This window comes from Vibrio sp. 10N.261.51.C6 (assembly GCF_041471785.1).
Lineage (GTDB): Bacteria > Pseudomonadota > Gammaproteobacteria > Enterobacterales > Vibrionaceae > Vibrio > Vibrio crassostreae_C.
The window spans coordinates 23,266-35,098 of the sequence record NZ_JBFRPB010000039.1 but is presented as its reverse complement, the minus strand read 5'-3'; the positions used below and the strand labels follow the sequence as shown (position 1 = coordinate 35,098).

14 protein-coding genes are annotated in these 11,833 nt (G+C 45.6%); 2 read left to right on the top strand and 12 right to left on the bottom strand.

All coding sequences use genetic code 11. The features are described from left to right. The first annotated feature begins 59 nt into the window (after positions 1-59). The gene (gene pmbA / locus AB4375_RS10890) at positions 60-1,403 is read left to right on the top strand and encodes a metalloprotease PmbA (protein ID WP_017058910.1); all 1,344 of its coding nucleotides are present in this window, start codon (positions 60-62) and stop codon (positions 1,401-1,403) included. A gap of 97 nt (positions 1,404-1,500) precedes the next feature. On the opposite strand, the gene mgtE is transcribed toward pmbA, so the two are convergent. The 12 genes from mgtE to AB4375_RS10830 form a co-directional block, all read right to left on the bottom strand. Next, positions 1,501-2,856, bottom strand: coding sequence for a magnesium transporter (mgtE, locus tag AB4375_RS10885; RefSeq protein ID WP_017058911.1), 1,356 nt, complete (start codon positions 2,854-2,856; stop codon positions 1,501-1,503). Between the two features lie 148 nt (positions 2,857-3,004). After that, positions 3,005-3,280 (bottom strand): HPr family phosphocarrier protein, encoded by a 276-nt coding sequence (locus tag AB4375_RS10880; RefSeq protein WP_008220439.1) that lies wholly within the window; start codon positions 3,278-3,280, stop codon positions 3,005-3,007. A gap of 2 nt (positions 3,281-3,282) precedes the next feature. After that, positions 3,283-4,152 carry an RNase adapter RapZ gene (gene rapZ, locus AB4375_RS10875; protein WP_372051558.1) on the bottom strand — a complete coding sequence of 290 codons (870 nt, stop codon included), beginning with the start codon at positions 4,150-4,152 and terminating at the stop codon, positions 3,283-3,285. Between the two features lies 1 nt (position 4,153). Continuing rightward, complete coding sequence (ptsN, locus tag AB4375_RS10870; RefSeq protein ID WP_004738707.1) at positions 4,154-4,615, bottom strand: PTS IIA-like nitrogen regulatory protein PtsN; 462 nt, start codon at positions 4,613-4,615, stop codon at positions 4,154-4,156. Between the two features lies 1 nt (position 4,616). Then, entirely contained in the window at positions 4,617-4,904 is a 288-nt protein-coding gene (hpf, locus tag AB4375_RS10865) for a ribosome hibernation promoting factor (RefSeq protein ID WP_009847742.1), read from the bottom strand. 62 nt (positions 4,905-4,966) lie between these two features. Beyond that, positions 4,967-6,427 (bottom strand): RNA polymerase factor sigma-54, encoded by a 1,461-nt coding sequence (locus AB4375_RS10860; RefSeq protein WP_017058913.1) that lies wholly within the window; start codon positions 6,425-6,427, stop codon positions 4,967-4,969. A gap of 54 nt (positions 6,428-6,481) precedes the next feature. After that, positions 6,482-7,207, bottom strand: coding sequence for an LPS export ABC transporter ATP-binding protein (gene lptB, locus AB4375_RS10855; protein ID WP_004735304.1), 726 nt, complete (start codon positions 7,205-7,207; stop codon positions 6,482-6,484). Between the two features lie 2 nt (positions 7,208-7,209). Beyond that, positions 7,210-7,704 carry a lipopolysaccharide transport periplasmic protein LptA gene (lptA, locus tag AB4375_RS10850; protein ID WP_017058914.1) on the bottom strand — a complete coding sequence of 165 codons (495 nt, stop codon included), beginning with the start codon at positions 7,702-7,704 and terminating at the stop codon, positions 7,210-7,212. After that, positions 7,685-8,248, bottom strand: coding sequence for an LPS export ABC transporter periplasmic protein LptC (gene lptC / locus AB4375_RS10845; protein ID WP_017058915.1), 564 nt, complete (start codon positions 8,246-8,248; stop codon positions 7,685-7,687). The genes lptA and lptC overlap by 20 nt, the downstream gene beginning before the upstream one ends. Next, on the bottom strand, positions 8,245-8,802 hold the full coding sequence (kdsC, locus tag AB4375_RS10840; RefSeq protein ID WP_017058916.1) for a 3-deoxy-manno-octulosonate-8-phosphatase KdsC: 558 nt from the start codon (positions 8,800-8,802) through the stop codon (positions 8,245-8,247). Before kdsC ends, lptC begins: the two co-directional genes overlap by 4 nt. Beyond that, on the bottom strand, positions 8,802-9,773 hold the full coding sequence (kdsD, locus tag AB4375_RS10835) for an arabinose-5-phosphate isomerase KdsD (RefSeq protein ID WP_017058917.1): 972 nt from the start codon (positions 9,771-9,773) through the stop codon (positions 8,802-8,804). Before kdsD ends, kdsC begins: the two co-directional genes overlap by 1 nt. Positions 9,774-9,807: 34 nt before the next feature. Then, entirely contained in the window at positions 9,808-10,773 is a 966-nt protein-coding gene (locus AB4375_RS10830) for a calcium/sodium antiporter (RefSeq protein WP_017063737.1), read from the bottom strand. A gap of 264 nt (positions 10,774-11,037) precedes the next feature. On the opposite strand from AB4375_RS10830, the gene mlaF reads away from it, so the two are divergent. Next, positions 11,038-11,832 (top strand): phospholipid ABC transporter ATP-binding protein MlaF, encoded by a 795-nt coding sequence (gene mlaF, locus AB4375_RS10825; RefSeq protein WP_017058919.1) that lies wholly within the window; start codon positions 11,038-11,040, stop codon positions 11,830-11,832. Position 11,833: the final 1 nt, after the last annotated feature.

The window sequence follows — 11,833 nt, the reverse complement described above, 5'->3', positions numbered from 1 at the left end:
GGGAGAAAGCGAAATTCTTGTTATCCTACGTAATATTGACCTAAAAAATTAGAATAGATATGGATGTAAAACAGCAAGTCGCCCAGCAAAGAGTTGAGCTAGAAGCCGCAGTAGCTAAAGCGTTGGATATGGCGTCAGTGAGTGCAGACGCTGCTGAGGTCGCTATTACTAAGTCAACGGGTTTAAGTGTTTCAACACGTATGTGTGAAGTGGAAAACGTTGAATTTAATAGTGATGGTGCGCTAGGTATTACTGTTTATCGCGGCCAGAAAAAAGGCAGCGCATCTACATCTGATCTGAGTGAAAAGGCGATTGCTCAAACCGTCGCGGCCGCACTTGATATCGCTCAGTACACTTCTGAAGACCCATTTGCCGGTCCTGCGGCAAAAGAATACATGGTAAAAGAGATTCCAGATTTGGATCTTTTTCACCCTGATGAACCAAACCCTGACTATGCCGCTGAGATTGCGATTGCTGCTGAGAAGCAAGCGTTAGCTTATAGCGATAAGATCAAACAGAGTGATGGCGCAAGCTACGACAGCCACTATGGCGTTAAGGTTTATGGTAACAGCCATGGCTTACTAGCAAGCTATGCTTCTAGTCGTCATAGCACGAGCTGCTGTGTAATTGGACAAGGCGCTAACGGTGAGATGGAGCGTGACTACAGCTACACCGTTGCACGTCACCGTGACGAGCTGTGGACGCCTGAGCGTGTAGGTCAAGAAGCTGCAGAAAAGACCATTAGCCGTTTGGATGCGAAAAAGCTACCAACAGGCCAGTACCCAATTATGTTCGCTAATGATGTGGCAACTGGCTTGATTGGTCACCTTGTTATGGCGATCAGTGGCGGTAACCTTTACCGCAAGTCGTCATTCCTATTGGATCATCTCGGTCAGAAAATCCTACCTGACTGGTTTAACATTTCTGAGCGACCACATATCTTGCGTGGTTTGGCTTCAAGCCCATTCGATAGCGAAGGTGTGTTCACTCAAGATCGTGAAATCATCACTGACGGTGTGCTAGCAACTTACCTACTAACGAGCTATGCCGCACGTAAGATGGATATGACGCCAACCGGTCATGCTGGTGGTATTCATAACTGGTTCGTTAAATCGACCGGTCAAAACTTTGAGCAGATGCTAAAAGAGTTGGGTACTGGCTTCCTAGTCACTGAAGTGATGGGCCAAGGCGTAAACACCGTAACGGGTGATTATTCACGTGGCGCTGCAGGTTTCTGGGTTGAAAACGGAGAGATCCAATACCCAGTATCAGAAGTAACAATCGCAGGTAACCTAAAAGACATGTTTACTCAGATTGTTGCTGTGGGTAACGACGTAGAAACACGTTCGCAAATTCAAACGGGTTCTATCCTGCTTGAGTCGATGAAAGTCGCGGGTGAGTAATTCAATTAAAGCGAATCTGATGAATTAAAAAAGGGAGCCAATGGCTCCCTTTTTGTTTTCTGTATGTCGCCAAAAATTGGCTAGCTGCTTCTGCTAACTAGATCAGTATGGTCGCTAAGCCTAGGAACACCGATAGGCCAATAACATCGGTTACTGTGGTCAGTGCCATACCGCCAGCAAGGGCTGGATCGATATTCATCTTCTTCAACATCACTGGGATAGTTACACCAGCAATACCTGCGACAATCAAGTTGGTCATCATCGCCGCTGAGATGATGCCTCCCAGTATCCAGTTACCTTTCCAAGCTACAACGATACCACCAATGATAACGGCCCATAGAACGCCGTTTAGGAAGCCGATGGCTGCCTCTTTGAGTAGCAGTTCGCGTTTGTTACTGTCACCGATATGACCGAGTGCCAAACCACGAATCACCAGAGCAACGGTTTGGTTACCCGCAACACCCCCCATCGAAGGCACGATAGTCATCAGAACCGCAATCGCTGCCATTTGATCGAGCGTTGCTTCAAACATGTTTGATACAGATGCTGCCGCCAGTGCTGCGAGTACGTTAGCACCAAGCCACACACTACGACGACGAGCAGATTTTACGACCGGTGCGAAGGTATCTTCGTCATCGTCCATACCCGCCATACTCATCATTGAGTGTTCGGCATCTTCACGGATAACATCAACCACGTCATCGATGGTGATACGACCAACAAGGTGCTGGTTACTATCGATGACAGGCGCAGAAACCCAGTTACGACGTTCAAACAGGCTCGCGATATCTGACGCACTGGTTTCTACCGCGATCGCTTCGTCGGCATCATCCATCACTTCTGAAACAGGGACATCAGGTTGAGTCGTTACTAGCGTGGTAAGTGATAGGTTACCGATAAGACGTTCTTCTTCATCAATAACATACAGAGCATCAGTTGCATCCGGCAGTTCGCCACGCATACGCATGTAGCGCAATACAACGTCAACATCGACATCACCACGAATCGTGATTACGTCGGTGTTCATGATCGCACCCGCTGAATCTTCAGGGTACGACAGGGCAGTTTCAACTAATGCACGATCGACGGAGTCCATTTGAGAAAGGACTTCGCGAGAAACATCGTCGGGTAGGCTTCGAAGTACGTACGCGACGTCATCGGTTTCCATACCTTCGGTTGCTTCTGCCAAGGTCTCAGGTGCCATTTTCGACACAAGAGCATCTTTGACGTCTTCGTTTAGTTCATCAAGAATTTCACCGTAGTCTTCAGGATCGGTGAGTTGCCAGAGTACGTCACGACTTTTGCGAGGGGAGGCTTCTAAAAGGTGTGCAATATCTTCAGGCTCCATGTCCTGAAGTTGTCGGCGTACGTGAACAAATCGGCCGTTTTCTAGGGCTTCGCTGACTTCTTGGAGGGTTTGGTGAGCTTGGTCGAATTCTAATTGCTCTGCCATATTTTCCTCCTATCTCATTATTCTTACAATGCTTGGAATAGTAACTTAATTCTAGGGCTTATTTAAATCATAAACTTAGGTAGAACTAAGATTTAATATAGGTTGGTTCACCGTTTGAGTTTGCGGTGTTGTGAGTAAAGCGTCTTAGCTACTCACCCTCATCAAATTTATCTTCGATAAGGTGGCAAACGGCATCAAGTGCTTGTTGTGAATCAGTACCCGAAGCTTGAATCGTGATGTGTTGGCCTTGGGCTGACTCCAGCATCAATAGTCCCATTACGCTGTCTGCGGTGGCACTTTTATCTTCTTCACTATGAATTGTGATAGTGGCATCAAAGCTTTGTGCAAGCTCAACCAACTTTACGGCCGCTCTAGCGTGAAGACCCAAACGGTTTTGGATCAGTACAGTTCGAGTTAATTCCATGGTTAGCCCTGTTGGTGCGTCTCTAAAGAGGCATGTCTGATTTGAACTTGATGACCAAGTTGTTCGAAGTACTCACCAATTTTCTGGGTTAGATAGACCGAGCGGTGTTTGCCGCCAGTACAGCCAATCGCGACCGTTAGGTAACTGCGATTGTTCTTCTCTAACATTGGTAACCACTGTTCAACAAAGCCTTGGATCTGTTGCTTGAGTTCCAGAACTTCTGAGTGTTCTTCTAGAAAGGAGTGAATTGGTGCATCTAGCCCGGTTAGTGGTCGTAGTGCAGGTTTCCAGTGAGGGTTCGGCAAAAAGCGAACATCAAACACGTAGTCGGCATCACTTGGCAAGCCATACTTAAAACCGAAAGATTGAAAGACGATGATCAGCTCTTGCTTCTCTTTGCCTTCAACTTTAAATCGAACCTTTTCACTCAATTCGTAGAGGTTGCAGTCACTGCTGTCGATCACAATGTGGGCGTGCTCTGCGAGAGGTGTCAGAAGTGTCTTCTCTAAATCAATCGCTTGCTCAAGAGAGAGCTTTTCTTGGCCAATTGATAAAGGGTGGATTCTGCGGGTTTCGCTGTAGCGCTTAAGGAGTGTCTGCTTGCTGGCATCGATGAACAATACATCAACATCGATGTTTGTAGCTGACTCGAGTTGCTCGAGCGTGTCGGTGACTAACTGAGGCTCTTTCGGTAGGTTACGTATATCAATACTTACCGCAACGTTTTGGTTGCTTTCGCGTACCGATTCGACAAAGTTGTTGAGCAGGTTTACTGGTAGATTATCGACACAGTAATACCCCAAGTCTTCTAGGACTCGTAACGCAACACTTTTACCGGCCCCTGATTGGCCACTAACCACGATTAATCGCATGTTATTGCTCGCAAGTTGGCACTTGAATCATGATGTCGTAAAGCTCTTGATCGCTCTGAGCATTACGCAGCTGTTTAAGAGTCTGCTTGTCGTTTAGTCGTTCTGCCATACAAGAAAGGGTTTTTAGATGCTCTTTGCATTGTTCGCTAGGAACAAGCAGGGCAAATAGTAGGTCGACAGGACGATTATCAATCGCATCAAATTCGATAGGATCTTGGCATTGCAGTAATACAGCTATCGCTTTATCACTGACATTCATACGAGCATGGGGAATCGCGATACCATTACCAATACCAGTACTGCCCATCTTCTCACGGCTCAACATACACTCAAATAGCTCTGTTGAATCTTGACCGCAGCTCTCAGCTGCTATCTGGCTGATGAGCTCAAGGGCTCTTTTTTTGCTTGTGCATTGGACTGCACTTTTGGTGCAGTCCAATGAAAGTACTTCGCTTAATTGCATGTTAGTGACTACTTAGCTTTTCTTTGTGCTTGTTGAGTTGGCGGACGAGTTTATCAACCAATGAATCAATCGCGGCATACATGCTTTCATCTGTTGCTGTCGCATGGATTTCCCCCTGATTTATATGCAGGGTAGCTTCTGCGATTTGATTGATTTTCTCAACTTTTAAAACAACCTGAACGCTATTGATATGATCAAAGAAGCGCTCAAGTTTGTCGAATTTGGTGTGAACATAGTCTTGCATTGAATCGGTAAGATCAACGTGATGGCCTTGAATATTGATTTGCATAGACTTTCCTTTTCAGTTGGTTGCCTGATCATAGTTGCTAAGTAACTAGCGACTAAATGAGCTTATAGCAGGCGTTTACGCTGACTCGATGGGGCAATGCCCAGAGACTCACGGTATTTCGCTATGGTACGTCTAGCTACCTGAATTCCTTGGTCAGCCAGTAAAGCAGCAATCTTACTATCACTTAGAGGCTTCGCGGTATTTTCCGCTGCGACAAGCTTCTTGATGAGTGCGCGAATTGCTGTAGATGAACATTCACCGCCATTGTCAGTGCTGACATGGCTTGAGAAAAAGTATTTGAGCTCGAAGATGCCACGAGGCGTATGCATGAATTTTTGAGTCGTCACACGAGAGATCGTGGATTCGTGCATATCAACAGCTAACGCAACATCATTAAGAACCATTGGCTTCATCGCTTCTTCGCCATGTTCGAAGAAATCACGCTGATGTTCAACAATGCATCGCGCAACTTTGAGTAGCGTCTCATTTCGGCTCTCTAGGCTTTTAATTAACCACTTTGCTTCTTGCAAATTTGAGCGGATGTATTGATTGTCGGCGCTGTTGCCTTTACTGCCCAGATCAGCGTACTGCTGATTCACTTTCAACTTAGGCACGCTATCAGGGTTAATGGTCACTAACCATTTGCCAAGGTCTTTGAAGACAGATACATCTGGAACCACATACTCAGTTTCATCCGGAGTAATCTTACTGCCAGGACGAGGGTCCAGCTGTTGAATCAGTTGCAAAACTTCACGTAGTTCTGCTTCTTTCAACTTGGTCTCTTTGATAACCAGTTTGTAATCGCGATTGCCGAGTTGGTCGATATGGCTAGTAAGTACTAACTTAGCTTCGTTAAGCCAAGGCGTATCTTGGGGAAAGGTTGCCAGTTGCAGTAACAAGCAATCTTGCAGGTTGACTGAACCGACACCTAGCGGATCAAACTGCTGAATTCGTTTACGTACCGCTTCAATTTCATCAAGCTCGATCTCTTCATTGTCGAAGTTTTCAAGGATGTCTTCACAAGTTACAGTGAGGTAGCCGTAGTCGTCGATGGCATCGATTAATGCAAAAGCGATGCTTCGGTCGGTGTCAGTGAATGGCGTTAAGTCGAGTTGCCAAAGTAGGTAATCGTGCAGGCTTTGAGTGGTTTCGCCTTGATAAACCGGCATGTCGTCATCAATCGCAATACCCGTGTTACCGGTGTTCGCGCTGTAGACGTCTTCCCAAGTTGTGTCGATTTCTAGTTCGTTGCCAATCTCTGATTTTTCGATTAAGTCTGAGCTATCAGGTAAGTCTTGCTCTGTGGCTTCAACTGTTTCTTTTTCGTCACTGCTAGGTTTTTCTTCCGATGTTGGCGTATCTTCATTGCCTTCTTCGACATCGAGTAGTGGGTTAGATTCAAGTGCTTCTTGAATCTCTTGCTGCAAATCTAAAGTAGACAATTGCAACAAACGAATCGCTTGCTGCAATTGAGGAGTCATTGCTAACTGTTGGCCTAGCTTAAGTTGTAATGAGGGTTTCATTCAGTGTGACTTACCTAGTTATTATTCTTAGAATTCTCGATACTCTCTATATAATCATAGACGGAATTGTTCGCCTAGATAAACTTGTTTAACTTGTTCGTTATTGAGAACATCTTCAGGAGTACCCTCAGCGATCAGGTGTCCTTGGCTTACGATGTAAGCTTTTTCACACACGTCTAATGTTTCACGAACGTTGTGGTCGGTAATCAAAACGCCCAAGCCGCGATCACGCAGGTGAACAATGATTTTTTTGATATCGATTACTGAGATCGGGTCAACACCGGCGAATGGTTCATCCAATAGAATGAACTGCGGGTTTGCTGCTAGTGCACGAGCAATCTCTACACGACGACGCTCACCACCCGACAGAGCCATACCATTGCTGGTGCGGATATGTTGGATGTGGAACTCTTCTAGCAGGTCTTCCAGCTTATCTTGGCGTTGTTCGTTGGTCATTTCATCACGGGTTTGTAAAACCGCCATGATGTTGTTCTCTACGGACAACTTACGGAAAATCGATGCTTCTTGAGGCAGGTAACCGATACCAAGACGAGAGCGGCTGTGCATTGGTAAGATACTGATGTCTCGGTCATCAATGCTGATGGTACCTTCATCACGCGCCACCAAACCAACAATCATATAGAAAGATGTGGTTTTACCTGCACCGTTAGGCCCAAGCAGACCGACGATCTGGCCTGACTCTACCTGTAAGCTTACATCGGTAACAACCTTACGTTTACTGTAGGTTTTCGCTAGGTTTTTTGCTTTAAGAACAGCCATCGTTACTTATTCACTTCCGTTGGTTGTAAAACCGTTGACACTCGTTTGTTTTCACCACTGTCAGCGACTAATTTCTGAGAACCGATCTGGTAAGTGATCTTAGAACCGCGAATGATGCTGCCATCTTGAGATAACATCGCATTCTTAGTCATGATCAGTCGGTCGGCAACAAGCTGGTAGTGCAGGTCGTCAGCTTCACCGTAGAGTGTCTTACCGTCGTCAGTAAGCTGAGAGAAGGTTGCTGGCTTACCGAAGCCTTGAATTTCTTCAATCTCACCGTTTACGGCGTTACGAGTAACAATAACCTTATCGGCATTGATATTGATGCTGCCTTGTTTAAGGTTCACATCACCAAGGAAAGTCACTTGGTTACTTTTCATATCCAATTGCTGGCTGTCTGAGTCAATGTAGACAGGTTGCTCACTATCCGAAGACAGAGCATAGACATTAGGTGCCGCAAGGGTCAAAGCGAATAAACTAAGGTGTAAGAGTTTCATATCTACCTTGAACAGAATTAAAGAGGATTGCATTGTTGGTACCGAAGTTACCTTTCATTGCTTGTCCCTCAGTTTCAAAAAATGTACCGATCATATGGACCGGAGTCTCTGAATAAAAATCTCGGCTAGGCAGCTCAACAACCATTTTATCTGTGGTCATTGTATCGAAGCTGGCTTCTGGCAACAGGTTCTTTGCCACGACGTTGTCATAAAACGTGACAACTTGATTCTCATCCATAATCGCGCGATCAGCGGTGACTTGCCATTCAATCGTGTGCCCTTCACGGAATACCGAAAGAACTGGGTTTTGAAAGTGCGTATCGCCAACTACTGAGTAGTGTTCTAAATACGTCGATTCAACCTGATAGCTGCGAATACCGCTTTCGTCGTAGCTAATGTTGTTCAGGCTTTTGCCACTAAACGCGGGCAGCTCCAAATTTGGAGCCACTTGTATCGTTGATGTTTGCTCTTTGTCGTACAAGTAATAGGTCGACCAAGAGGCAATAAATATGAGTATTAAATAGATAATACGAGTAAAACTCATATGCTTAAACCTTTATGCACGTCGAGTTCATTTCTTGCTTGTAAAATAAGGTCACAGACTTCACGTACCGCGCCATGACCACCGTTAATGGTTGTCACGTAGTTTGCACGCTTTGCAAGTAGCGGGTGCCCATCTGCCACACAGACCTTCAAGCCAACTTTTTCCATTACAGGCCAGTCAATCAGATCGTCTCCGATGTAACCTGTATTTTCAGGGTTTACAGAAAGCTTATCGCAAATATCTTGGTATGCCTTAACTTTATCGTCTTGACCTTGATAAATCAGCTTAATGCCTAGAGCGGTCATACGATTCTCAACAATTTGAGATTTGCGACCCGTGATGATCGCGATTTCAATGCCTGCGTTCATCAGTGATTTGATACCGTAACCGTCACGAGTGTGGAAGGTTTTCAGCTCTTCACCGTTGTTGCCCATGTAGATGCGACCATCAGAGAAGACACCATCGACATCGCAAATCAGCAGTTTGATCTCTTTTGCAATTGCAAATACATCTGAATTAACAGTGCCGTATAGAGTTTCGACTGTCTGTGTCATTACATTACTCCTGCTTTCAGTAAGTCATGCATGTTTAACGCTCCGACTAATTTACCTTCTTGGCATAACATCAGGCCATTGATGCTCTTCGCTTGCATCAAGTTTAAGCCCTCAACCGCGAGCATGTTTGGCTCGGCTACCGTCGGGTTTAGCGTCATCACATCACCGATCTGCGTGTTATGGATATCAACGCGTTTGTCTAAGATACGGCGTAAATCACCATCGGTAAAAATACCGGCCATTTGGCCATCTTCACCAACGATTGCTGTCATGCCTAAGCCTTTCTGAGATATCTCTAGTAGAGCGTCTCTTACTAGTGCGTCGGGTGCTACAACAGGAAGTGAATCGCCTGTGTGCATGATGTCGTCGAGCTTCAACAGCAGCTGACGACCTAAAGCGCCACCAGGATGAGACAGGGCAAAGTCTTGAGCGGTGAAGCCTCGAGCCTGCAAAAGTGCAACGGCTAATGCATCACCCATGACCAAAGTCGCCGTGGTGCTTGTTGTTGGTGCTAAGCCCAGCGGACAAGCTTCTTCCGGTACTGAAATTTGTAAATGGATATCAGACAGGGTTGCCATGTTTGATGCTGGCTTGCCTGTCATGCTGATGATCTTGATGCTCAGACGTTTTAACACAGGAAATAGGCTGAGGATTTCTCCCGATTCGCCGGAGTTGGATATTGCAATCACAATATCACCAGGTTCGATCATGCCTAAGTCGCCATGCGCCGCTTCGCCTGGGTGAACAAAGAAAGCCGATGTCCCGGTACTTGCCAATGTTGCTGCGATTTTGTTGCCAATGTGGCCTGATTTACCCATGCCCATCACAACGACTTTGCCTTTGTTGTTCAGGATAAGGTCGCAAGCTTTACAAAAATCATCATTAAAATATTGGTCTAATTGAGTGAGACCTGCAACTTCGGTTTCCAAAACTTGTTTTGCAACGCTGCGGTAATCAAATGGCTGAGACATCAAATACTCCAAGTACGGGAAGTTAAATCAACAATTAAGCCGACATGTTCATTAATAGGTAACTTTGGTAGGCCACGAACGTCACAATTAACACGCCGCCTTCAATACGATTCACACTACGAGATTTGCCTAGTGCCATCACAACAAGTAGTAGCGATACGCCTAGCATTACCCAGAAGTCACGACCCATAGCGAACTCGCTCAAGATCGAAGGGTTTAGGATGCCCGGGATACCCATAACAGCAAGGATGTTGAATACGTTTGAACCAATGATATTACCTACAGCCATATCATCTTCACCCTTCATAACGCCGGCTAGTGATGCTGCAAGTTCAGGAAGGCTAGTACCAACAGCAATGATGGTTAAACCAATGACAAGGTCGCTCATGCCGAAGAACTTCGCGATGATCACAGCGTTATCTACCAGCATATCAGCAGCTAAAGGTAGGACGATTAGACCAATCACGACCCACATTGCAGCCTTAGGGTTACTTACGCCTTCAGGGATCTCTGATTCTTGCTCATCAAGGAAAGCATCGCCGTTCTTTTTCTCGCTGCGGCTGATTTGCAACATAGCAAACAAAAACGCGGCAAAAAGAACAAACAACAACACGCCTTCATAGAAGCCTAAATGGTTATCCCACAATAGGGCGCCCGCTAGCAGAGTGACACCGATCATTAATGGTAGTTCACGACGAATCACGCCTGAGCTAATCGATAACGGCTTGATAAGGGCTGTAATACCTAAAATCAGCGCGATGTTGGCGATGTTAGAGCCCAGTACGTTGCCTACAGCTGTATCTGTTTTGCCATCAAGGGCTGCTGTCGCAGAAACCATCATTTCAGGAGCCGAAGACCCCATTGCTAAGATCGTCATACCGATAACTAGTGGTGAAATACCGAAGTTGCGAGCAAGAGCAGCGGCACCGTAAACCAGCTTATCTGCACTCCACACCAAAAAACCTAGACCGATAATAAGAAACGCAATCGCTTCAAGCATGATGATTCCTAAAAAATTAATAAAAACGGAGAATTAACCGCTAATTTTGACCTGTTGCTAGATAAAAGGGAAGTCACTCGGCAAATTAATTACCAGTTAGCAGGCAAGAAAGAGAGCTCAATAGATAATTTCCTAATGCTTTCAAATCCCTGCATAGATTCCTGTTTAATATGAATTAATTGAACAGTGCTTTTAATTCTAAAGTAGACTCATTATTATTGCAGCCATAATTGGCGTTTTTTAAAGCAAGGAAACAACAAAAATATGTTGAACACTGAGCTTGTGAAAGTTAAGAACCTCAGCTTCTCACGCGGTGACCGCGTTATCTTTGATGACATCAGTTTAGAGGTGCCTCAAGGCAAGATAACCGCCATCATGGGGCCGTCTGGGATCGGCAAAACGACTTTACTGCGTTTGATCGGTGGGCAACTGCCGCCAGATGAAGGCGAAGTTTGGTTTGATGGTGACAATATCCCTGCATTATCACGTCGAAAGCTATATCAAGCACGTAAGAAAATGAGCATGCTATTCCAATCGGGTGCGCTTTTTACGGATCTCAATGTCTTTGATAATGTGGCGTTTCCGCTGCGAGAGCACACTGAACTTAATGAAAAATTCATTCGTACCATCGTATTACTTAAGCTTGAAGCGGTAGGATTACGTGGTGCTGCGCAATTGATGCCGAGTGAGTTGTCTGGCGGAATGGCTAGGCGTGCCGCACTGGCGCGCGCAATCGCACTGGATCCAGAACTTATCATGTACGATGAGCCGTTTGTTGGCCAAGATCCCATCACCATGGGCGTATTGGTTGAATTGATACGAAATCTCAATCAAGCCTTGGGCTTAACCTCGATTGTTGTTTCTCACGATGTGCCAGAGGTGATGAGTATTGCTGATTGGGTTTACCTCATGGCAGATAGCAAGATTATTGCCGCTGGAACACCTGATGAGTTGTACAACAATAGCGATCCGAGAGTGCAGCAATTTTTGCAAGGCGAAGCCGATGGTCCAGTACCATTTAGATTCCCTGCGAAGAGCTTAGAAAAGGATTTGTTTTAAT

What these genes read in the sequence shown, in the direction of transcription:
- pmbA (WP_017058910.1), top strand. Translation starts at nt 60, where the DNA reads ATGGATGTAAAACAGCAAGTCGCCCAGCAAAGAGTTGAGCTAGAAGCC.
- mgtE (WP_017058911.1), bottom strand. Translation starts at nt 2,856, where the DNA reads ATGGCAGAGCAATTAGAATTCGACCAAGCTCACCAAACCCTCCAAGAA.
- AB4375_RS10880 (WP_008220439.1), bottom strand. Translation starts at nt 3,280, where the DNA reads ATGGAATTAACTCGAACTGTACTGATCCAAAACCGTTTGGGTCTTCAC.
- rapZ (WP_372051558.1), bottom strand. Translation starts at nt 4,152, where the DNA reads ATGCGATTAATCGTGGTTAGTGGCCAATCAGGGGCCGGTAAAAGTGTT.
- ptsN (WP_004738707.1), bottom strand. Translation starts at nt 4,615, where the DNA reads ATGCAATTAAGCGAAGTACTTTCATTGGACTGCACCAAAAGTGCAGTC.
- hpf (WP_009847742.1), bottom strand. Translation starts at nt 4,904, where the DNA reads ATGCAAATCAATATTCAAGGCCATCACGTTGATCTTACCGATTCAATG.
- AB4375_RS10860 (WP_017058913.1), bottom strand. Translation starts at nt 6,427, where the DNA reads ATGAAACCCTCATTACAACTTAAGCTAGGCCAACAGTTAGCAATGACT.
- lptB (WP_004735304.1), bottom strand. Translation starts at nt 7,207, where the DNA reads ATGGCTGTTCTTAAAGCAAAAAACCTAGCGAAAACCTACAGTAAACGT.
- lptA (WP_017058914.1), bottom strand. Translation starts at nt 7,704, where the DNA reads ATGAAACTCTTACACCTTAGTTTATTCGCTTTGACCCTTGCGGCACCT.
- lptC (WP_017058915.1), bottom strand. Translation starts at nt 8,248, where the DNA reads ATGAGTTTTACTCGTATTATCTATTTAATACTCATATTTATTGCCTCT.
- kdsC (WP_017058916.1), bottom strand. Translation starts at nt 8,802, where the DNA reads ATGACACAGACAGTCGAAACTCTATACGGCACTGTTAATTCAGATGTA.
- kdsD (WP_017058917.1), bottom strand. Translation starts at nt 9,773, where the DNA reads ATGTCTCAGCCATTTGATTACCGCAGCGTTGCAAAACAAGTTTTGGAA.
- AB4375_RS10830 (WP_017063737.1), bottom strand. Translation starts at nt 10,773, where the DNA reads ATGCTTGAAGCGATTGCGTTTCTTATTATCGGTCTAGGTTTTTTGGTG.
- mlaF (WP_017058919.1), top strand. Translation starts at nt 11,038, where the DNA reads ATGTTGAACACTGAGCTTGTGAAAGTTAAGAACCTCAGCTTCTCACGC.